The sequence below is a fragment of the Roseivivax sp. CAU 1761 genome, from assembly GCF_054482755.1.
The window spans coordinates 128,695-148,929 of record NZ_JBTLRM010000003.1 but is presented as its reverse complement, the minus strand read 5'-3'; the positions used below and the strand labels follow the sequence as shown (position 1 = coordinate 148,929).

Annotated in this window: 17 protein-coding genes; 8 read left to right on the top strand and 9 right to left on the bottom strand. The window is 68.4% G+C overall.

Annotated features, from left to right (window positions below; genetic code table 11):
- The first annotated feature begins 117 nt into the window (after positions 1–117).
- The 3 genes from ACXYMW_RS03665 (at position 118) to ACXYMW_RS03655 (ending at position 2,433) form a co-directional block, all read left to right on the top strand.
- On the top strand, positions 118–678 hold the full coding sequence (locus ACXYMW_RS03665; protein WP_459033932.1) for a type 1 glutamine amidotransferase domain-containing protein: 561 nt from the start codon (positions 118–120) through the stop codon (positions 676–678).
- A gap of 224 nt (positions 679–902) precedes the next feature.
- On the top strand, positions 903–1,808 hold the full coding sequence (locus tag ACXYMW_RS03660; RefSeq protein ID WP_459033931.1) for a LysR family transcriptional regulator: 906 nt from the start codon (positions 903–905) through the stop codon (positions 1,806–1,808).
- Between the two features lie 151 nt (positions 1,809–1,959).
- Positions 1,960–2,433: a hypothetical protein gene (locus ACXYMW_RS03655; RefSeq protein ID WP_459033930.1), complete on the top strand. Its 474-nt coding sequence runs from the start codon at positions 1,960–1,962 to the stop codon at positions 2,431–2,433.
- 10 nt (positions 2,434–2,443) lie between these two features.
- Here the strand turns inward: ACXYMW_RS03655 and rlmN are convergent, their stop codons facing one another.
- Entirely contained in the window at positions 2,444–3,619 is a 1,176-nt protein-coding gene (gene rlmN, locus ACXYMW_RS03650; RefSeq protein WP_459033929.1) for a 23S rRNA (adenine(2503)-C(2))-methyltransferase RlmN, read from the bottom strand.
- Positions 3,620–3,776: 157 nt separating this feature from the next.
- Positions 3,777–4,301 carry an invasion associated locus B family protein gene (locus tag ACXYMW_RS03645; protein WP_459033928.1) on the bottom strand — a complete coding sequence of 175 codons (525 nt, stop codon included), beginning with the start codon at positions 4,299–4,301 and terminating at the stop codon, positions 3,777–3,779.
- Between the two features lie 182 nt (positions 4,302–4,483).
- Here ACXYMW_RS03645 and ACXYMW_RS03640 point away from each other — a divergent pair, with 182 nt between their 5' ends.
- The gene (locus ACXYMW_RS03640) at positions 4,484–5,518 is read left to right on the top strand and encodes an asparaginase (RefSeq protein ID WP_459033927.1); all 1,035 of its coding nucleotides are present in this window, start codon (positions 4,484–4,486) and stop codon (positions 5,516–5,518) included.
- Here the strand turns inward: ACXYMW_RS03640 and serB are convergent.
- Complete coding sequence (serB, locus tag ACXYMW_RS03635; RefSeq protein ID WP_459033926.1) at positions 5,488–6,372, bottom strand: phosphoserine phosphatase SerB; 885 nt, start codon at positions 6,370–6,372, stop codon at positions 5,488–5,490. The genes ACXYMW_RS03640 and serB overlap by 31 nt on opposite strands.
- A 160-nt stretch (positions 6,373–6,532) precedes the next feature.
- Between serB and ACXYMW_RS03630 the strand changes: the two genes are divergently transcribed.
- Both ACXYMW_RS03630 and serA read left to right on the top strand, forming a co-directional pair.
- Positions 6,533–7,687, top strand: coding sequence for a phosphoserine transaminase (locus ACXYMW_RS03630; protein WP_459033925.1), 1,155 nt, complete (start codon positions 6,533–6,535; stop codon positions 7,685–7,687).
- Positions 7,688–7,786: 99 nt separating this feature from the next.
- Entirely contained in the window at positions 7,787–9,382 is a 1,596-nt protein-coding gene (gene serA, locus ACXYMW_RS03625) for a phosphoglycerate dehydrogenase (RefSeq protein ID WP_459033924.1), read from the top strand.
- Positions 9,383–9,472: 90 nt separating this feature from the next.
- Here serA and ACXYMW_RS03620 read toward each other — a convergent pair whose 3' ends face one another.
- Positions 9,473–9,874 carry a hypothetical protein gene (locus ACXYMW_RS03620; protein WP_459033923.1) on the bottom strand — a complete coding sequence of 134 codons (402 nt, stop codon included), beginning with the start codon at positions 9,872–9,874 and terminating at the stop codon, positions 9,473–9,475.
- Between the two features lie 18 nt (positions 9,875–9,892).
- Positions 9,893–10,345 carry a cupin domain-containing protein gene (locus ACXYMW_RS03615; protein WP_459033922.1) on the bottom strand — a complete coding sequence of 151 codons (453 nt, stop codon included), beginning with the start codon at positions 10,343–10,345 and terminating at the stop codon, positions 9,893–9,895.
- A 157-nt stretch (positions 10,346–10,502) separates the two neighbouring features.
- On the opposite strand from ACXYMW_RS03615, the gene ACXYMW_RS03610 reads away from it, so the two are divergent.
- A complete protein-coding gene (locus tag ACXYMW_RS03610) occupies positions 10,503–11,483 on the top strand; it encodes a LysR family transcriptional regulator (protein WP_459033921.1) in 981 nt (326 codons plus the stop codon).
- Between the two features lie 126 nt (positions 11,484–11,609).
- Positions 11,610–14,396: a formate dehydrogenase subunit alpha gene (gene fdhF / locus ACXYMW_RS03605; protein WP_459033920.1), complete on the top strand. Its 2,787-nt coding sequence runs from the start codon at positions 11,610–11,612 to the stop codon at positions 14,394–14,396.
- A 52-nt stretch (positions 14,397–14,448) separates the two neighbouring features.
- On the opposite strand, the gene ACXYMW_RS03600 is transcribed toward fdhF, so the two are convergent.
- The 4 genes from ACXYMW_RS03600 to ACXYMW_RS03585 all read right to left on the bottom strand — a co-directional run.
- The gene (locus ACXYMW_RS03600) at positions 14,449–16,035 is read right to left on the bottom strand and encodes an ABC transporter ATP-binding protein (RefSeq protein ID WP_459033919.1); all 1,587 of its coding nucleotides are present in this window, start codon (positions 16,033–16,035) and stop codon (positions 14,449–14,451) included.
- Positions 16,032–17,180 carry an ABC transporter permease gene (locus ACXYMW_RS03595; protein WP_459033969.1) on the bottom strand — a complete coding sequence of 383 codons (1,149 nt, stop codon included), beginning with the start codon at positions 17,178–17,180 and terminating at the stop codon, positions 16,032–16,034. The genes ACXYMW_RS03600 and ACXYMW_RS03595 overlap by 4 nt, the downstream gene beginning before the upstream one ends.
- A gap of 73 nt (positions 17,181–17,253) precedes the next feature.
- Positions 17,254–18,348, bottom strand: a complete 1,095-nt coding sequence (locus ACXYMW_RS03590) for a microcin C ABC transporter permease YejB (RefSeq protein ID WP_459033918.1) — start codon at positions 18,346–18,348, stop codon at positions 17,254–17,256.
- A gap of 12 nt (positions 18,349–18,360) precedes the next feature.
- On the bottom strand, positions 18,361–20,235 hold a 1,875-nt coding region (locus tag ACXYMW_RS03585; RefSeq protein ID WP_459033917.1), incomplete at its 5' end, for an extracellular solute-binding protein.

Below are 20,235 nucleotides of genomic sequence, written 5' to 3'. Positions count from 1 at the left end.
GCTCTGCATTCCGTGAAGTGCGGTCACGGGAACGGCCCGCGCGGGTTCGCGTTGTTTCTCGGACGGGTGAGGGCCCAAAGCCCAACCCATTGAGAACAAATGCGAAAGGAGGCATCCATGCCCCGTATCGACGACGCCAAGATTCTCATTCTTGCCACCAATGCCTTCGAGCAGTCCGAACTCGAAGGCCCGCGCGACCAGCTGCGCGCGAAGGGCGCGGAAGTGCATGTCGTCTCGCTCGACGGCCAGAAGATCAAGGGCTGGGACGGCGACGATTGGGGCCGCGAGGTCGAGGTCGACCACGGTCTCGACGCGGTGAAGGCCGACGATTACACCGCGCTGGTTCTGCCGGGCGGCCAGATCAACCCGGACCTGCTGCGGGTCGAGGACAAGGTGCTCGACCTGGTGCGCGCCTTCCACAATTCCGGCAAGACCATCGCCGCGATCTGCCACGCCCCTTGGGTGCTGATCGAGGCCGGCATCCTGAAGGGCCGCGAGGCGACCTCCTACCATTCGATCAAGACCGACGTCTCCAATGCCGGCGCCACTTGGGTCGACCGCGAGGTGGTCGCCGATAACGGCATCGTGACGAGCCGGAACCCCGGCGATATCGAGGCGTTCGTCTCCAAGATCGTCGAGGAAATCGAAGAAGGCCGGCACGATCGCGAAGCCGCCTGATCCTCGGCGCCTCATGTGTTCCCTGGGGCCGTGCGCTGTGGCGCGCGGCCCTTTCTTTGTTTTGGCCCGGTCAGGGCCCCAAGGGACGGTGCCCGTCGTTTCGAAAGCCCCAACATTGCCCCGAACGTTCTCTGTATTGTCGGTGCCCTGCCGCGATTGCGCCCAGTTTCCCGATCACAAGCGAGGGTGACGCAAGAGACGCACCGAACCCCGAGGAGACGCAGATGGACCGTCTGACCGAAATGGAGGCATTCGCCACGGTCGTGGATCAGGGCGGCTTCACCGATGCCGCAAAGAAGATGGGCATTTCCAAGTCCGCCGTGTCCAAGCACGTCTCGTCGCTGGAGGCCCGGCTCGGGGCCCGCCTGCTGAACCGCACCACCCGCCGGGTCAGTCCGACCGAGATCGGTCTCGCCTATTACGACCGCGCCCGCCGGGTCCTGAACGATGCCGGCGAGGCCGACGCGCTGGTGACCTCGATGCAGTCGGCGCCGTCGGGGCTGCTGCGGATCTCGGTGGCGACCGATTTCGGGGTCAATCATCTGTCGCCGGTGCTGGGCGACTTCCTCGCCGAGTTCCCCGAGATCACCGTCAACATGGTGCTCAACAACCGCTACGTGGAGCTGATCTCAGAAGGTTTCGACATGGCGGTGCGGATCGGCGATCTCGAGGATTCGACGCTGCGCGCCCGCAAGCTGACCGAGACCACCAAGCGGATGATCGCGTCGCCGTCCTATTTCGAGAAGTTCGGCCGGCCGGCGCGGATCGACGACCTGAACGCGCACAAGCTCCTGCATTACTCGAACCAGTCCTCGGGCAATGTCTGGAAGGTGACCGCCCCCTCCGGTGAGAAGCGCCAGGTGCGCACCGCGGGCTGGCTGTCGGTCAATGACGGGCAGTCGCTGCTCAATGCCTGCATTGCCGGGCTGGGCATCGCCTACCTGCCGTCCTTCCTCTATTCCGACGCCATGGAGCGCGGGCTCGTCGAGGATGCGATGCCCGATCTGCCGATGGAGACCCAGGGCATCTACGCGGTCTATCCGCCGGGGCGCTTCACCCAGCCCAAGGTCCGCGCCTTCATCGATTTCCTGGTCCATGTCTTCGGCCAGAAGGGGCCGGTCGACTGGTAGCCCCGGCCGACCCGCCGTCCCAGTTCCCTCGCCTGCTCTAGGCAAGCCTGCCCCGGGTCGCCGCGCGCGCCCGGGGCTTTTTTGCGGCCACGATCGCAACCCTGACGGGGTCCTCCGGGTTGGCCGCCGAGAGTGAGAGAGCGGAGGATGCATGAGACATTGGATGCTCGCCGCGGCGCTGGCCGGTCTTGCGGCCCCGGTGGCGGCGGATGAACTGATCTACCGCAATGCCCGGTTCGGGGTCTCGGCGCCGGTCCCCGGCACCTTCCTGACCCTGCGCCTGCCCGAGACCGGCGACGGCCGGGTCTTCCATGCCGGCGAGGGCAGCGCGCAGCTCAGCATCTACGGCAGCAACGACGCGCTGGGCGGGCTCGCACCCTATCGCCGCTTTCTCAAGAGCACCGAGCCCGGCGAGGTGACCTACGAGACCGGCGGCGACAGCTGGTTCGTGCTGTCGGGCTTCGAGCCCGACGGACGGGTCTTCTATCTTCGCGTCGAGGCCGGCCGGGATTGCAGTGGCGCCCCGGTCTTCGGGCATTGGCGGATGACCTATCCCGAGGCCGAGCGCGCGGCCATCGACCCGCTGCTCGAGACCCTGCCGGAACGGCTCGAGGTGGGCTGCTGAGCCGCCGGGCTCAGCCCCGCGCCTCGGCCTCGATCTCGCGGCGCGGCTTGCGGGCGCGTTCGGTGGCCGATTTCAGCTGCCCGCAGGCCGCCATGATGTCCTCGCCGCGCGGGGTGCGGATCGGCGAGGCGTAGCCGGCCTTGTAGACGATGTCGGCGAAGGCCTCGATGCGGGACCAATCCGAGCGCTGGTAGGGCGCGCCGGGCCATTCGTTGAACGGGATCAGGTTGATCTTGGCCGGGATGCCGGAGATCAGCTTGACCAGCCGGCGGGCATCGGCATCGCTGTCGTTGACGTCCTTCAGCATCACGTATTCGAAGGTGATGCGCTCGGAATTCGACAGCCGCGGATATTCCTTCAGCGCCCCCAGCAGCGTCTCGATGTTCCAGCGCTTGTTGATCGGCACCAGCTTGTCGCGCACCGCGTCGGTGGTGGCATGGAACGACACCGCGAGCTGGCAGCCGATCTCCTCGGCGCAGCGCGCGATCTCGGGCACCACGCCGCTCGTCGAGAGCGTGATGCGACGGCGCGACAGCGCGATGCCTTCGCCGTCCATGGCGATCTTCATGGCGTCGCGGACATTGTCGAAATTGTAGAGCGGCTCGCCCATGCCCATCAGCACGATGTTGGACAGCAGCCGGGTCTCGTTGCGCGGCGCACCCTTCTCGGGCCATTCGCCCAGATCGTCGCGCGCCAGCATGATCTGGCCGACGATCTCGCCCGCGGTCAGGTTGCGCACCAGCTTCTGCGTGCCGGTATGGCAGAACGAACAGGTCAGCGTGCAGCCGACCTGGGACGAGATGCAGAGCGTGCCGCGATCGCTCTCGGGGATGTAGACGACCTCGACCTCGTGGCCGCCGGCGATGCGCACCAGGTACTTGCGCGTGCCGTCCGCCGAGACGTGGCGCGACACCAGTTCGGGCAGGCGGATGACGAAGTTTTCCGCCAGCATGCGCCGGTAATCCTTGGCCAGGTTGGTCATCGCGTCGAAGTCGCGCACGCCCCAGAAATAGACCCATTGCCAGATCTGGTTGACCCGCATCTTGACCTGCTTTTCCGGCGTGCCGGCCGCGCGCAGCGCCGCGGCCAGCGCGTCCCGGGTCATGCCAACGAGGTTGGCCGGCCCGGACTCCGCCTTGCGGGGGATGGTCACGAGGTCCTGGGTGATGGGGGCGCTGGCGGTCATGTCGATGGGGTCCCTGAACAGAAGCCGGTGTCATACACCATGTGGGCGCTGTCGGCAAAAGCAAAACCCCCGCGCCGCAGGGGCGCAGAGGCTGGCCTCGTTCTTGCCTGCGCGCCCGGCGGGACGGGGCGGGGCCCGCCGCCGGGCAAGGGCGGCGTTAGCCGGCGGCGCAGCGCTGCTCGGCATCCTCGACCGCGGCCGAGAATCCCATCAGCGAGAAGGTGTCCTTGGTCTCGGTCCCGCGCGACGAGCGGGCGGTCAGCACCGCCTCGGAGCCGCGCTTCATGGCCTCGACCATCTTGGCGTCGTCCTCCGGGGTGGCGGGCCAGGCCCATTCGCCCTCGGTGAAGAGCTCCAGCCCGGTGCCGCCGATATCGACGCTGACGGTGGAGCCGTCGGCGAAGGGGTATCCGCCGGTGAAGGCCACCTGGCCCTTCACCTCGGCGGTGGGGCGGAAGAACACCATCAGCAGGATCTCGCCCCGCGACACCTCGACGACGCGGCCGTCCTTGGTGTTCACGCTTTCCTTGAAGGTCGTCACCGCCCAGCATTCGCGCGGGTCGCTGCCTTCGAAGACGGACCAGTCCGTCATCGCGTCGACGCGGTTGGTGCTTTCCTGCTGCGCCCAGCCTGCGGTCGCTGCCGCCAGCGCCAGAAAAGCGCCGGCCGCCGCGCCTGCCATCCGTGAAATCATGCGTCCAGCCTCCAGCCGTCCTGAACCTCAATCGCCCGTCGGGTTGCGCCCGGTTTGACGCCGGTTATCTTCGCCTGCAAGCCCCGTTTCGGCCGGCCGGACATTAGCCCGATTTCGCCGAACGCGAAAACCCCCGACGGCGGGAAATCGCCAAACCGTGAGGATGTTAAATGCTGCAAGGCGCTGCCCCCCTGGCCGAGATCTGGCGCGGTCCGCTGGCCGAATCCGTGCATGCCGGCCATGCCGTGATCTGCGACGAGGCGGGATCGATCCGCGCCGCCTGGGGCGATCCCGCCACCGTGGTGCTGCCGCGGTCCTCGGCCAAGATGATCCAGGCGCTGCCGCTGCTGAGCTCGGGCGCCGCGGCGGCGCACGGGCTTGGCGACCGCCAGCTGGCGCTGGCCTGCGCCAGCCACGAGGGCGCGCCGCGGCACGTCGACGCGGTCGCATCCTGGCTGGCCGAGCTTGGGCTGGGCGAGGCGGATCTGCGCTGCGGGGCGCAGCCGCCGCGCGACCGGGCGCTGAAGCTCGAGATGATCCGCGGCGGCGACAGCCCCTGCCAGCTGCACAACAACTGCTCGGGCAAGCATGCGGGCTTCCTGACCCTGGCGCGGCATCTGGGCGCCGGGCCGGAATACCACGAACCCGACCACCCGGTGCAGCGCGCCGCCCGCGAGGCCTTCGAGGAGGTCACCGGCGAGGCCAGCCCGGGCTACGGCATCGATGGCTGCTCGGCGCCGAACTTCGCCACCACGATGCACGGCATGGCGCGCGCCATGGCCCGCTTCGCCTCCGCCCACCGCCGCGACGACGCGCTGTCGCGGGCCGAGGCGCGGCTGGTCGCGGCGATGATCGCGCACCCGCTCGACGTCGCCGGCGAGGGCCGCGCCTGCACCCTGCTGATGCAGGCAGCGCGCGAGCCTGCGGCGATGAAGACCGGGGCCGAGGGCTATTTCGTGGCGATCCTGCCCGAGCGCGGGCTCGGCGTGGCGGTGAAGGCCGCCGACGGCGCCACCCGGGCGGCGGAATGCGCCATCGCGGCGCTGCTGGTGCGGCTCGGCGTGCTGGAGGCCGGGCACCCGGACGTGGCCCGCTTCCTGAACCCGAAGATCCACAATTTACGCGGCCTCGTCACCGGCGAGATTCGCCCCGCGCCCGGCCTCGTCGAGGACGGTCAGGAATGGGCGAAGGCGTCCTTCGCGTAGCCCTGGAGATAGAGCAGGGCGGTCAGGTCGCCGTGATTGACGCGCAGGTCGCACTGGGCCTGCACGCTGGGCTTGGCATGCAGCGCCACGCCGGTGCCGGCGCGCTGCAGCATGCCGAGATCATTGGCGCCGTCGCCCACCGCGATGACGTCGGCCTCGGCGATGCCGAGCCGCGCGGTGACCTCCTCGAGGGCGCGCACCTTGGCCTCGCGGCCGAGGATCGGCGGCGCCACCGCGCCGGTCAGCCGGCCATCCTCGGCCAGCAGCGTGTTGGCGCGGTGCTCGTGGAAGCCCAGCATCTCGGCGATGCGCTGGGTGAAGGCGGTGAAGCCGCCCGAGACCAGCACCGCGTGACCGCCCGCCGCGCGCATCGTGGCGATCAGCGTGGCGCCGCCCGGCATCGGCGTGATCCGGGTCTCCAGCACCTCGGCGATGACGCGTTCGGGCAGGTCGCGCAGCAGCGCCACCCGCTCGGTCAGCGCGCCCTCGAAATCGAGCTCGCCGTTCATCGCCCGCGCGGTGATCTCGCGCACCCGGTCGCCGACGCCGGCGACCTCGGCCAGCTCGTCGATGCATTCCTGCCGGATCATCGTCGAATCCATGTCCGCCAGGAGCATCTTCTTGGCCCGGCCCTCGGCCGGCTGGATGGCGAGGTCGGTGCGCATCTGCTGCAGCTCGGCCCAGACCTCCCAGCGGTTGGCGGGGATCTCGGGCAGGTCGAACTCGGCAGCCTCGTCGGGGGCGAGCCAGCGCGCCGTGCCGCCGCCCCAGGCGTTGCGCAGCGAGTCGACCAGGGCGGGGGAGAGCGCGCCCGCGGGCGCGATGAGCGTGGCGGTGAAGCGGGAGGCGGTCATGGCGGCAAAGTTTCCGATAGCGGTCAGGGTGGGCGCGGCGCGGCGCGGTTTCCCGCTCCGTAGCGACATTTCCTGTCTTGTGGAACCGCTCCGGCGGCCGTAATTCCGGCGGCGGGACACCCCTCCCCAACGAGGGGCGACTATCTGGAAGGTTAGCCATATGACGACTGCAAAACCGGCTGCGCGGCCGGCCAATCCGCGTTTCTCCTCCGGCCCCTGCGCCAAGATCCCCGGCTTCCGGCTCGACATGCTGGCCGATGCGCCGCTGGGACGCTCGCACCGGGCCGCCATCGGCAAGGAGAAGCTGAAGGCCGCGATCGACGGCACCCGCGAGATCCTCGGCATCCCCGACGACTACCGCATCGGCATCGTGCCGGCCTCCGACACCGGCGCCGTGGAGATGGCGATGTGGTCGCTGCTGGGCGCCCGCAAGGCCACCATGGTGGCCTGGGAGAGCTTCGGCGCCGGCTGGGTGACCGACGTGGTCAAGCAGCTCAAGATCGAGGCCGAGGTGGTCGAGGCGCCCTACGGCCAGCTGCCCGACATGGCGGCGCTCGACTACGACACCGACGTGGTCTTCACCTGGAACGGCACCACCTCCGGCGTGCGCATGCCCTCGGGCGAGGCGATCCCCGCCGACCGCGCCGGCCTGACGATCTGCGACGCCACCTCGGCGGCCTTCGCGCAGGACCTGCCTTGGGACAAGCTCGATGTCGTCACCTTCTCCTGGCAGAAGGTGCTGGGCGGCGAGGCGGCGCACGGCATCCTTGTGCTGAGCCCCCGCGCGGTCGACCGGCTGGAAAGCTACACGCCGTCCTGGCCGCTGCCGAAAATCTTCCGCATGACCAAGGGCGGCAAGCTCAACGAGGGCATCTTCAAGGGCGAGACGATCAACACGCCGTCGATGCTGGCGGTCGAGGATTATCTCGTGGCGCTCGACTGGGCGCGCTCGGTGGGCGGGCTCGACGGGCTGAAGGCCCGGGCCGATGCCAATGCCCGCGCGGTCTGGGAATTCTGCGAGAGCCGCGACTGGATCGCCAACCTCGCCGAGGACCCGGCGACCCGGTCGAACACCAGCGTCTGCCTGAAATTCACCGATGACCGCATCACCGATGCCGCGGCCTTTGCCAAGGCGGTGCAGAAGCGGCTCGAGGCGGAAGGCGCGGGGCTCGATCTCGGCGCCTATCGCGACGCGCCCGCGGGCCTGCGCATCTGGTGCGGCGGCACGGTGGAGCGCGCCGATATCGAGGCGCTGCTGCCCTGGATCGAATGGGCCTTCCACGCCGAACTCGAGGCCCAGGCCCAGGCGGCCTGACCCGGCGCGCGGGGCTGCACGCGGCTCCGCGCCCGCATTCCTGCCTTCCCCAGAATTCCGGCCGGGCAGCCCCCCGGCCCATCCGAATGGAGTCCTTCCATGGCCCCCAAGGTCCTGATTTCCGACAAGCTTTCCCCCGCCGCCGTGCAGATCTTCAAGGATCGCGGCATCGAGGTCGATTTCCAGCCCGATCTCGGCAAGGACAAGGACAAGCTGGCCGAGGTGATCGGCAATTACGACGGCCTCGCGATCCGCTCGGCCACCAAGGTGACGCCGAAGATCCTCGAGAACGCCAAGAACCTGAAGGTGATCGGCCGCGCCGGCATTGGCGTCGACAACGTCGACCGCGAGGCGGCGTCGCAGCGCGGCATCATCGTCATGAACACGCCCTTCGGCAACATGATCACCACCGCCGAGCACGCCATCGCGATGATGTTTTCGGTCGCCCGGCAGATCCCCGAGGCCAGCGCCTCGACCCATGCCGGCAAGTGGGAGAAGTCCCGCTTCATGGGTGTGGAGCTCACCGGCAAGACGCTGGGCGTGATCGGCGCCGGCAATATCGGCGGCATCGTCTGCGACCGCGCCCGCGGCCTGAAGATGAAGGTCGTGGCCTACGATCCCTATCTGAGCCAGGAGAAGGCCGACAAGATGGGCGTCGAGAAGGTCGAGCTCGAGGATCTGCTGAAGCGCGCCGACTTCATCACCCTGCACGTGCCGCTGACCGATCAGACGCGCAACATCCTGAGCCGCGAGAACCTCGAGAAGACCAGGAAGGGCGTGCGCATCGTGAACTGCGCCCGCGGCGGGCTGGTCGACGAGGCGGCGCTGGCGGACCTGCTGAAATCCGGCCACGTCGCGGGCGCCGCCTTCGACGTCTTCGCCGAGGAGCCGGCGACCGAGAACCCGCTCTTCGGGCTGCCCAACGTGGTGGTGACGCCGCATCTGGGCGCCGCCACCACCGAGGCGCAGGAGAACGTCGCGCTGCAGGTCGCCGAGCAGATGTCGAACTACCTGCTGACCGGCGCCGTGGAGAACGCGCTCAACATGCCGTCGGTGACCGCCGAGGAGGCCAAGATCATGGGCCCCTGGATCAAGCTGTCGGAGCATCTCGGCTCGTTCATCGGGCAGATGACCGACGAGGCGATCAAGGCGATCAACATCCTCTATGACGGCTCGGTCTCGGAGATGAACCTCGCGGCGCTGAACTGCGCCGTGGTCTCGGGCATCATGAAGCGCTTCAACCCCGAGGTGAACATGGTCTCGGCGCCGGTGGTGGCCAAGGAGAAGGGCATCCGCATCTCCACCACCAACCAGGCGCAGTCCGGGGTCTTCGAGGGCTACATCAAGGTCACCGTGGTCACCGAGAAGCGCGAGCGCTCGATCGCCGGCACGGTGTTCTCGGACGGCAAGCCGCGCTTCATCCAGATCAAGGGCATCAACATCGAGGCCGAGGTCGGCGAGCACATGCTCTACACCACGAACGAGGACGTGCCGGGGATCATCGGCACGCTGGGCCAGACGATGGGCCAGAACGGCGTCAACATCGCCAACTTCACTTTGGGCCGTTCGGCCGCCAAGGGCGAGGCGATCGCGCTGCTCTATGTCGACGAGCCGGTGCCCGGCCCGGTGATCGGCGAACTGGAGAAGACCGGCCTGTTCCAGCAGGTCCGGCCGCTGCATTTCGACGTCGCCTGAGCGCGGCCCCTCGGCGAACGTCGCCGCACAGGTCGAGGGCGGCGCCGCGGCGCCGCCCTCTTCCATGTCCGGCTCCCGGATGCCACGCGGTCAAAGCGGCCGCGCGGCGCCGAACATCTGTCGCCCCGCCCCGGTGGGACGCAGCACAACGGCCAGGAAGGTCAACATCGCCAGGATGGTGAGCAGCGAGCCGAGCTTGGCCAGGGTCTCGCCGGTGCCCTGCAGCGCGAACACGATCCCCGGCACCACAGAGACCAGCCCGGCCACGGCGAGCGCGAAGTGGATGCGCGCCAGCAGCGTCTCGGCGGCAGCAGGCACCAGGTGGTAGTAGAAGGCGAAGATCGACAGGCTGACCCAGCCGATCAGGTTCAGGTGGCCATGCGCCGGGGCCAGCGCGTGATCGCCGCTGGCCGACATCTGGATGCCCCAGGCCATGCCGCAGAGCGCGGCCAGCACGGCGAGGATCATGAAGCCCTTGGATAATCCGGTCATCGTCGGTCTCCCCTGAACTCAGCCATCCGCCGCAAGCGGCGGCCCGGTGAAGTCGAGATGGTAGCGGCGGCCGATCTCGGCGATGCGCGCCATATCCTCGGGCACGCGCAGGTTCTCGGCGGCCATCTCGGCGAAGAAGCCCTCGAAGCCGCCCGGCGACAGGATGACGAGGTGCCGCGACGGCGCGTCGCTGACCACCCGGTAGGTGTGCTCGGTGCCGCGCGGCACGAAGGCGGTCTCGCCCGGGCCGCGGATCACCGATTCGCCGGCGACCCAGAACTGGCATTGCCCGGACAGCACCACGAAGCTTTCATCGGCGTCGTGGTGGACGTGGCGGGGCGGGCCGTCCCCGGACGGTGTCACGCTGTCGGTGATCGATTGCGCGCCTCCCGTCTCGGCGCTGGTCAGAACGGTGCGGTACTGGGTGCCGAGCCAGGTGATGGCTCCGGGACCGAGAATATGGTCCTTCATGCGTCATTCTCCTGAAATCTGAAGCCTCGGCAGGCCAAATGCCTCGATCAAAGCGGGTGCGGAAATGTTTAAGGTTCAATCAGCGGTATCTGACGAGCCGTTCGGAATGGCCTCATCATAGCCCCGACTCACCGTATGGCGAAAATTGTTTGTCGGTATGATATTCATCGACGCCATGAATTTCGCCAGCTTCGACCTGAACCTGCTGAAGGTGCTGGACGCGCTTCTGGCCACCGGCTCGGCCACCGAGGCGGGACGGCGCATCGGCCTGTCGCAGCCGGCGGTCTCGGCGGCGCTGGGCCGGCTCCGGCACGCGCTGGGCGATCCGCTCTTCGTCCGGCAGGGCCGCCAGCTCGTGCCGAGCGATTACGCCGCCGGGCTAGCCGAGCCGCTGCGCCACCTGCTCGAGGAGGCGGAAGGGCTGCTTGCGGGGCCGGAGCGTTTCGAGCCTGCGCAGGCCGAGGCGACCTTCAAGATCTCCGGCAGCGACTTCTTCGCCGAGATGCTGATGCCGGATCTCGCCGCGCATCTGCAGCGCGAGGCGCCGGGCATCCGCGTGCAGCTCGTCGACCTGGTTCCCGACAGCTACATCGACACGCTCGACCGCTACCAGGTCGACATGGCGCTGATCCCCGAAATGCCGTTCCCCAACTGGGTGGCGCATCGCCGGCTCTTCCGGTCGAGCTTCATCGCCATTGCCCGGCGCGACCACCCGACGCTGGCACGGGCCGGCATCGCCCCGGGGGCGACGATCCCGCTCGACCTGTTCTGCGACCTGCCGCACGTGCTGTTCTCGCCCGAGGGCAAGCTGCGCGCCATGGGCGACGCGGCGCTCGCCGCGGTGGGGCGGCAGCGCCGGGTGGCGATGACCATGCCGGTCTTCTCCGGCGTCTATCACGCGGTGGCGCGCTCGGACATGATCGCGCTCTTGCCGCGGCAGCTGGCGGAACGGATGGCGCCGCGGGTCGGGCTGGCGCTCTATGACCCGCCGATGCCCATCGACCCGGCGGAGATCGTCATGATCTGGCACCGCCGCGCCACCCAGACCCCGGCGCATCGCTGGCTGCGCGACCAGATCGCGGCGCTGATGGCGCCGCTCGACGAGGTCCCCGAAGGGCGGGAGGCGGGGCCCGACTAGAACGTCCCGGCGCCGATCGGAAACCCCGCATGGCGGTTTCTAGGTCAGGAGTCGGAGTTGACCGCGGCGCCCCGCGGGCGTCATGTGTAGGTCAGGCCAAGACGCGTCAGGGAGGCCCGTTACCCCATGTCCGAAACCATCCGCTTCACCCTCGATGGCCGCGAGGTCGAGGCGAAGCCCGGCCAGTCGATCTGGGACGTGGCCCACGGCACCGGGCTGGTGATTCCGCATCTCTGCCACCGCCCCGAGCCGGGCTACCGGCCGGACGGCAATTGCCGGGCCTGCATGGTCGAGGTCGAGGGCGAGCGCAATCTCGTCGCCTCCTGCATCCGCGCGCCTGTCGCGGGCATGGTGGTGACCACCGATTCGGGCCGCGCTAAGCAGGCCCGCAAGCTCGTCGTCGAGATGCTGATGGCCGACCAGCCGGAGCGCGAGGCGGCGCATGACCGCTCGGCGCATTTCTGGCAGATAGCCGAGCTCGCCGGCGTCGAGGAGAGCCGCTTCCCGACGCTGGAGATGGACCGTATCCCGCTGCTCGACGACAGCCATGTCGCCATGCGGGTCAACCTCGACGCCTGCATCCAGTGCAATCTCTGCGTCCGCGCCTGCCGCGAGGTCCAGGTCAACGACGTCATCGGCATGGCCGGGCGCGGCCACGATTCCTTCCCGGTCTTCGATCTCGACGACCCGATGGGCGGCTCGACCTGCGTGGCCTGCGGCGAATGCGTGCAGGCCTGCCCGACCGGGGCGCTGATGCCGGCCAGCGTGGTGGACCGCGACCAGGTCGGCGACCGCGCCGATTTCGACCGCGAGGTCGAAAGCGTCTGCCCGTTCTGCGGCGTCGGCTGCCAGGTCTCGATCAGGGTCAAGGACGACCGGGTGAAGTATGTCGAGGGCATCAACGGCCCCGCCAACGAAGGCCGGCTCTGCGTCAAGGGCCGCTTCGGTTTCGACTACATCCATCACGGCCACCGCCTGACCAAGCCGCTGATCCGCCGCGAGGACGCCCCCGACAAGGGCCTGAACGTCGATCCGGCCAATCCCTGGACGCATTTCCGCGAGGCCAGCTGGGACGAGGCGCTCGACGCCGCGGCGCACGGGCTGGTGGACCTGCGCTCCTATTACGGCGGCAAGTCGGTGGCGGGCTTCGGCTCGGCCAAGTGCACCAACGAGGAGGCCTACCTCTTCCAGAAGCTGATCCGGCAGGGCTTCAAGCACAACAATGTCGACCACTGCACCCGGCTCTGCCACGCCTCGAGCGTCGCGGCGCTGATGGAGAACGTGGGCTCGGGCGCCGTGACCGCGACCTTCAACGAGATCGAGAACGCCGACATCGCCATCGTCATCGGCGCCAACCCGACCGAGAACCACCCGGTCGCGGCGACCTATTTCAAGCAGTTCGCCAAGCGCGGCGGCAAGCTGGTGATCATGGACCCCCGGGGCCAGTCCGGGCTGCGCCGCCATGCCTGGCACAACCTGCGCTTCCGCCCCGGCACCGATGTCGCGCTGCTCAACGCGATCATGAACGTGATCGTCGAGGAGAAGCTCTACGACCGGCAGTACATCGAGGGCTTCACCGAGGGCTTCTTCGAGTTCCGCGAGCATATCCGCGCCTTCACCCCGGAGCGCATGAGCGATCTCTGCGGCATCGCGCCGGAGGTGATCCGCGAGGTGGCGCGGGAATTCGCCCGCGCCCGTGCCGGCATGATCTTCTGGGGCATGGGCATCTCGCAGCACATCCACGGCACCGACAATTCGCGCTGCCTGATCAGCCTCGCGCTGCTCTGCGGCCATGTCGGCCGGCCGGGCACCGGCCTGCATCCGCTGCGCGGCCAGAACAACGTCCAGGGCGCCTCCGATGCCGGGCTGATCCCGCAGGTCATGCCCGACTACCAGTCGGTCGAGGACCGCGAGGTGCGCGATCTCTTCCGCCACATCTGGCGCGGCACCGAGATCGAGGCGCAGCCCGGCCTCACCGTCGTGGAGATCATGGACCGCGTCTATCGCGGCGAGATCCGCGGCATGTTCATCCAGGGCGAGAACCCGGCGATGTCCGATCCGGACGTGGACCATGCCCGCAAGGCGCTGGCCAAGCTCGACCATCTCGTGGTGCAGGACATCTTCCTCACCGAGACGGCGAATTACGCCGACGTCATCCTGCCGGCCTCGGCGCTGCCCGAGAAGATCGGCACGGTGACCAACACCAACCGCCAGGTGCAGATGATCCGGCCCGCCGTGCCCTGCCCGGGCGAGGCGCGCCAGGATTGGCAGATCCTCATCGATCTTGCCCGCCGCATCGGGCTCGACTGGGATTACGACCACCCGCGCGAGGTCTTCGACGAGATGAAGATGTCGATGCGGTCGCTGCACCACATCACCTGGTCGCGGCTCGAGCGCGAGAACGCGGTGACCTATCCCTGCAACGGGCCCGAGGATCCGGGCCAGGCGGTGGTGTTCGGCGACGGCTTCCCGCGCCGCGCCGGGCGCGCCATGTTCACCCCGGCCCGCTTCACCCCGCCGGCGGAGAGCCCGGACGAGCGCTACCCGATGATCCTGACCACCGGCCGGCAGCTTGAACATTGGCATACCGGGTCGATGACGCGGCGCGCCACGGTGCTCGACGCCGTCGAGCCCGAGGCCAATTGCTCGCTCAACCCCAAGACGCTGCGGGCGCTGGGCGTGGCGCCGGGCGGACGGGTGCGGCTGACCACGCGCCGCGGCTCGATCGAGATCATGGCGCGGGCCGACCGCAACGTCTCCGAGGACATGGTCTTCCTGCCCTTCGCCTATGTCGAGGCGGCGGCCAACATTCTGACCAACCCGGCGCTGGACCCGTGGGGCAAGATCCCCGAGTTCAAGTATTCCGCGGTGCGGGTGGAGAAGGCCGGCGCCGGGGCGATGGCCGCCGAGTGACGCCGGCCGGCCGGCCGCGCGGGGCGCTTAGGTGCGCCTGCGCGGCCCGCCCTCAGGCCGCGAAGGCGGCGCGGATCAGCGTGCGGGTATACTCGGTCTTCGGCGCCTCGAAGATCTCCGCCGTGCTGCCCTGTTCGATGACGTCACCGTTCTGCATCACCACGACCTTGTGCGACATCGCGCGCACCACCTTCAGGTCGTGGCTGATGAACAGGTAGGCGAGGTCGTACTTGCGCTGCAGGGCACGCAACAGGTTCACGATCTGCACCTGCACCGTCATGTCGAGCGCCGAGGTCGGCTCGTCCAGCACCACCAGCCGCGGCCGCAGCACCATGGCGCGGGCGATGGCGATGCGCTGGCGCTGGCCGCCGGAAAACTCGTGCGGGTAGCGGTGCATCGCCGCCGGGTCGAGCCCGACCTCGAGCATCACCTCGCGCACCGCCTCGCGGTGCGGCTTGCCGTCGGGCGAGCCGTGCACGCGGAGCCCCTCGGCGATGATCTGCTCGCAGGTCATGCGCGGGCTGAGCGAGCCGAACGGGTCCTGGAAGACGATCTGCATCTCCGAGCGCAGGCTGCGCAGGCGCCGCGTCGACCAGCCGCGCACGTCCTCGCCGCGGAAGGTGATGCCGCCCTCGGATCGGATCAGCCGCATCACCGCCAGCGCCAGCGTGGTCTTGCCCGAGCCGCTTTCGCCGACGATGCCCACGGTCTCGCCCGCGCGCACCGAGATGGTGGCGTCGTTGACCGCCTTGACGTGGCCCACGGTGCGTTTCAGCAGGCCCTTCTGGATCGGGAACCAGATCTTCAGGTTGTCGGTGCGCGCCACTTCCGGCGCCGTGTGCTGGACCGGGTCGGGCGCGCCGGTGCTCTCGGCCGAGAGCAGCTTCTGGGTGTAGGGGTGCTGCGGATCGGCGAAGATCTCGGCGGTGGGCCCGCTTTCCACGATCTCGCCGTCCTTCATCACGCAGACCCGGTCGGCGATGCGCCGCACGATGCCCAGATCGTGGGTGATGAACAGAAGGCTCATGCCTTCCTTGCGCTTGATGTCGGCCAGCAGCTCGAGGATCTGCGCCTGGATCGTCACGTCGAGCGCCGTGGTGGGCTCGTCGGCGATCAGCAGGTCCGGCCCGTTGGCCAGCGCCATGGCGATCATCACCCGCTGGCGCTGCCCGCCCGAGAGCTGGTGCGGATAGGCGCCGAGCCGGCTTTCCGGATCGCGGATGCCGACCCGGGTGAGGAGGTCGAGGATGCGGCTCCGCGCCGCCGCCCCGGTCAGCCCCTGGTGCAGGGCAAGGCTCTCGGCCAGCTGCCGCTCCAGCGTGTGCAGCGGGTTGAGCGAGGTCATCGGCTCCTGGAAGATGAACGAGATGTCGTTGCCGCGCACCTTGCGCAGGAGCTTGTCGGAGGCGCCGATCATCTCCTGCCCGTCATAGGTCACGGAGCCGCGCACCTCGGCCGCGGGGCCCAGAAGCTGCACCGTCGAGAGCGCCGAGACCGACTTGCCCGAGCCCGACTCGCCCACCAGCGCCACGGTCTCGCCGCGCCCGATGGAGAAGGACACCCCCTTGACGGCACGGTTGCGCTGGCCGTCCTGGGTGAAGGTCACCTCGAGATCGCGGACGTCGAGGATGGTGGTCATGAGAAGGTCTTCCTCGGGTCGAAGGCATCGCGCACGCCTTCGAAGATGAAGACGAGGAGCGACAGCATCACCGCGAAGACGGTGAAGGCGGTGAAGGCCAGCCAGGGCGCCTGCAGGTTCTGCTTGGCCTGCAGCGTCAGCTCCCCCAGCGACGGCGCCGAGGAGGGCAGGCCGAAGCCCAGGAAGTCGAGCCCGGCGAGGGTGGAGATGGTGCCGGTGACGATGAAGGGCAGCATGGTGACGGTGGCGACCATGGCATTGGGCAGCATGTGGCGGAACATGATGGTCATGTTCGACACGCCGAGCGCCTTGGCGGCGCGGACGTATTCGAGGTTGCGGGCGCGCAGGAACTCGGCCCGCACCACGCCGACCAGCGCGACCCAGCCGAACAGCACCATCAGCACCACCAGCAGCCAGAAGCTTCGGCCCAGAATCGCGAACAGGATGATGATGATGTAGAGCGACGGCGTCGCCGACCAGATTTCGATCACGCGCTGGAAGATCAGGTCGGTGAGGCCGCCGAAATAGCCCTGCACGGCGCCGGCGATGATGCCGATCACCGAGGACAGCGCGGTGACGATTAGGGTGAAGAGGATGGAGAGCCGGAAGCCGTAGATCACCCGTGCCAGCACGTCACGCTTGGTGTCGTCGGTGCCGAGCCAGTTCTGCCCGTTGGGCGGCAGCGGCGCCGCGCCGGGGCGGTCCACCGTGGTGTCGAAGGAATAGGGCAGGGGCGGCCAGAGCATCCAGCCCTTCTCGAAGTCCGGATCCTCGATGCCACCGTCGCGCGCCTCGGCGATCAGCTCGTCGGGGGTGTCGAAGCAGTCCACCAGCCCGCCGGTCTCCACCAGACAGCGCACCTCGGGGTCGCGATAGGCGGCCTCGGTGCGGAAATCGCCGCCGAACTCGGTCTCGGCGTAGAAGTTGAAGATCGGCATGTAGTAGCTGCCGCGGTAATTGATCAGGATCGGCTTGTCGTTGGCCAGGAACTCGGCAAACAGCGACAGCCCGAACAGCACCGCGAAGATCCACAGGCTCCAGTAGGCGCGCCGGTTGCGGGTGAAGTTGCGCCAGCGCCGCTGGTTCAGCGGCGACAGCGCGAAGCGGCCGCGCGGCGGCTCGGGGGCCACGGCCTTCTCCGGCATCGGCTCGGAGACCACGCGGTCGGCGTCATGCGGGTCGCGCGGCGCCTGCGGATCGGGTTTGGCGACCATCGGCTCAGCCCTCCCGTTTCTCGAAGTCGATGCGCGGATCGATCAGCACATACATCAGGTCGGACAGGATGTTCACCACGAGGCCGATCAGGCCGAACAGGTAGAGCGTGCCGAAGATCACCGGATAGTCGCGCTGCACCGCCGCCTCGAAGCCCAGCCGGCCGAGCCCGTCGAGCGAGAAGATCGTCTCGATGATCAGCGAGCCGGAGAAGAAGATGCCGATGAACACCGCCGGGAAGCCGGCTATGACGATCAGCATGGCGTTGCGGAAGACATGGCCGTAGAGCACCTTGCGCTCGCTCAGGCCCTTGGCGCGGGCGGTCATCACGTATTGCTTCTTGATCTCGTCGAGGAAGCTGTTCTTGGTCAGCAGCGTCAGCGTCGCGAAGGCGGCGATGGTCGAGGCGATGACCGGCAGCGCGATGTGCCAGAAATAATCGCCGATCTTGCCCAGCAGCGACAGGTTCTCCCAATTGTCCGAGGTCAGGCCGCGGAGCGGGAAGATCTGCCAGTAGGAGCCGCCGGCGAACAGCACCAGCAGCAGGATCGCGAACAGGAAGCCGGGGATGGCGTAGGCCACGATGATCAGCCCGGAGGTCCAGGTGTCGAAGGAGGTGCCGTCCTTCACCGCCTTGCGGATGCCCAGCGGGATCGAGACGATGTAGGCGATCAGCGTCGACCAGAGGCCGAGCGAGATCGACACCGGCATCTTCTCCAGCACCAGCTCGGTGACGCCGATGGAGCGGAAGTAGCTCTCGCCGAAATCGAACCGAGCATAGTTCCAGATCATGTTCACGAAGCGCTCGAGCGGCGGCTTGTCGAAGCCGAATTCGCGCTCGAGCTCCTCGATGAATTCCGGCGGCAGGCCCTGCGCGCCGGCATATTTGCTGTCGCCGGGGCCGAGCATCTCGGCGCTGGCCGCGTCGCTGCCCGATTGCCCGGCGAAGCCGCCGAAGACGTCGCCCTGGCCCTGGATGTTGGCGATCACCTGTTCGACCGGGCCGCCGGGCACGAACTGCACCAGCACGAAGTTCACGACCATGATGCCGAACAGCGTCGGGACGATCAGCAGCAGTCGGCGGAGGATGTAGGAAGCCATGCGGTCCGCTTGTTACTTGAGGGCTCCGGAGGCGCGCAGCTCCTCGGCCGCCTCCGCGTCCTGCCACCAGAAGTCCAGCACGCCCAGCGCGTAGGGCGGCATCTCCTCGGGATGTTTCAGGTGCCGGTAATAGGCGACGCGGTGCACCGCCGAATAGTGCATGGGGATCTGGAAGAGCTCCCAGCGCAGCACCCGGTCGAGCGCCGTCATCGCCGCGTCCTCTTCCTCCTGGGTCTCGGATTCGAGCGCCTTCTCGATCAGCGCGTCGACCAGCGGGCTGGCCAGCCCGGCCGGGTTGAAGAGCGAGAACTCGGCCGCCTCGGAGCCGTACATCTGCCGCAGCCCGGTGCCGGCGCCGGAGAGCGCGCCGTAATTGTCGTAGACGAGGTCGTAATCGCGGTCGCGGGTGCGCAGCGTGTATTGCGACGGGTCCATCTTCTCGATCCGCGCGTCGATGCCCAGGGCGCCGAGATTCTCTGCGAAGGTCTCGAAGATCGATTCCACCGTCGGATCGGTATTGGCGGCAAGCGGCATGCGCAGCGTCAGCGTCTCGCCGGCCTCATTGCGGCGGATGCCGTCATCGCCCACGGTCCAGCCGGCCTCCTCGAGCAACCGCCCGGCGCGGCGCAGGTTGCCGCGGTCGGCCAGCCGGTCCGGGCTCGACGTGTGCGGGATCACCGCGGGTTCGTTCAGCACCGCATCCGGCACCAGGTCGCCGAGGGATTCGAGGATCTCGCGCTCCAGGCCCTCCGGCACGCCCTCGGCCTGCAGGTCGGTGTCCTGAGCGAAGCTCACGCGCTGGTCGAAGAGCCCGTATTGCAGCGATTCGTTGGTCCATTCGAAGTTGTAAGCCAGGGCGATCGCCTCCCGCACCCGGCGGTCCTTGAGCTTCTCCTGGCCGAGATTGAAGACGAAGCCCACCGGGGCCGGTGGCGTGCCGTCGGGGATCTCCTCCTTGACGACGTCGCCGCGGGAGAGCGCCGGGAAGTCGTAGGCGGTGGCCCAGAGCCGCGAATTGGCCTCGGTGCGGTAGGAGACGTCGCCGGCCTTGAAGGCCTCGAAGGCGGCGATGTTGTCGGCGAAGAACTCCACCCGGATGCTGTCGAAATTGTGCCGGCCGCGGTTGATCGGGAGATCCTTGCCCCAGTAATCGGGATTGCGCTTGAGCACGATGCGGCGGTTCGGCTCGACCTGGTCGATCAGCCACGGACCCGAGCCCGGCGGCGTCTCGAGCCGGCTCTCGTCGAGCCGCGCGCCGGTCTCGTCGAACCACTTCTTCGGAAAGACCGGGGTGGTGCCGACCTGGTCGATCAGCGAGCGGCGCGAGATGCCCTCGGCGAAATCGTAGCGCACGGTGTGCTCGTCGATCACCGTGGCGTCCTTGATGCGGGCGCGCACCGCCTCCGAATAGGAGGGCAGGCCCTGGTCGAGGAACAGGTTGTGGGTGAAGACCACGTCCTCGGCGGTGACCGGCGTGCCGTCCGAGAAGGTGGCCTCGGGGCGCAGGTGGAAGATCGCGTAGGTCTTGCCGGCGTCGTATTCGACGCTCTCGGCGAGCAGGCCGTAGAGCCCGCCATCGTCGTCCGCGGGCAGCGCCTCGTTCGAGACGCTCTCGGCGAACAGGCCCTCATAGGGGAAGATCGAGTAGATATAGGCCCGGCCCTGGCGGGCATAGGGGTTCATCGAATCGAAGGTGCCGGTGGTGGCGATGACGATCTCGCCGCCCTTGGGGGCGTCGGGATTGACGTAGTTCAGCTGCGGGAAGTCCGGCGGATACATCAGGTCGCCGAAATAGGAGTAACCGTGCGAGCGGGTGACGTCGGCGGCGGTCTCGGTGGCGCCCGCGGCGGCGGCGGGCTGGGCCTCCTGGGGGCCGGCGCCCAAAGC

What these genes read in the sequence shown, in the direction of transcription:
- ACXYMW_RS03595 (WP_459033969.1), bottom strand. Translation starts at nt 17,180, where the DNA reads ATGCCGGAGAAGGCCGTGGCCCCCGAGCCGCCGCGCGGCCGCTTCGCG.
- ACXYMW_RS03645 (WP_459033928.1), bottom strand. Translation starts at nt 4,301, where the DNA reads ATGGCAGGCGCGGCGGCCGGCGCTTTTCTGGCGCTGGCGGCAGCGACC.
- ACXYMW_RS03600 (WP_459033919.1), bottom strand. Translation starts at nt 16,035, where the DNA reads ATGACCACCATCCTCGACGTCCGCGATCTCGAGGTGACCTTCACCCAG.
- ACXYMW_RS03590 (WP_459033918.1), bottom strand. Translation starts at nt 18,348, where the DNA reads ATGGCTTCCTACATCCTCCGCCGACTGCTGCTGATCGTCCCGACGCTG.
- ACXYMW_RS03620 (WP_459033923.1), bottom strand. Translation starts at nt 9,874, where the DNA reads ATGACCGGATTATCCAAGGGCTTCATGATCCTCGCCGTGCTGGCCGCG.
- ACXYMW_RS03655 (WP_459033930.1), top strand. Translation starts at nt 1,960, where the DNA reads ATGAGACATTGGATGCTCGCCGCGGCGCTGGCCGGTCTTGCGGCCCCG.
- ACXYMW_RS03610 (WP_459033921.1), top strand. Translation starts at nt 10,503, where the DNA reads ATGATATTCATCGACGCCATGAATTTCGCCAGCTTCGACCTGAACCTG.
- ACXYMW_RS03665 (WP_459033932.1), top strand. Translation starts at nt 118, where the DNA reads ATGCCCCGTATCGACGACGCCAAGATTCTCATTCTTGCCACCAATGCC.
- serA (WP_459033924.1), top strand. Translation starts at nt 7,787, where the DNA reads ATGGCCCCCAAGGTCCTGATTTCCGACAAGCTTTCCCCCGCCGCCGTG.
- ACXYMW_RS03640 (WP_459033927.1), top strand. Translation starts at nt 4,484, where the DNA reads ATGCTGCAAGGCGCTGCCCCCCTGGCCGAGATCTGGCGCGGTCCGCTG.
- rlmN (WP_459033929.1), bottom strand. Translation starts at nt 3,619, where the DNA reads ATGACCGCCAGCGCCCCCATCACCCAGGACCTCGTGACCATCCCCCGC.
- ACXYMW_RS03660 (WP_459033931.1), top strand. Translation starts at nt 903, where the DNA reads ATGGACCGTCTGACCGAAATGGAGGCATTCGCCACGGTCGTGGATCAG.
- serB (WP_459033926.1), bottom strand. Translation starts at nt 6,372, where the DNA reads ATGACCGCCTCCCGCTTCACCGCCACGCTCATCGCGCCCGCGGGCGCG.
- fdhF (WP_459033920.1), top strand. Translation starts at nt 11,610, where the DNA reads ATGTCCGAAACCATCCGCTTCACCCTCGATGGCCGCGAGGTCGAGGCG.
- ACXYMW_RS03630 (WP_459033925.1), top strand. Translation starts at nt 6,533, where the DNA reads ATGACGACTGCAAAACCGGCTGCGCGGCCGGCCAATCCGCGTTTCTCC.
- ACXYMW_RS03615 (WP_459033922.1), bottom strand. Translation starts at nt 10,345, where the DNA reads ATGAAGGACCATATTCTCGGTCCCGGAGCCATCACCTGGCTCGGCACC.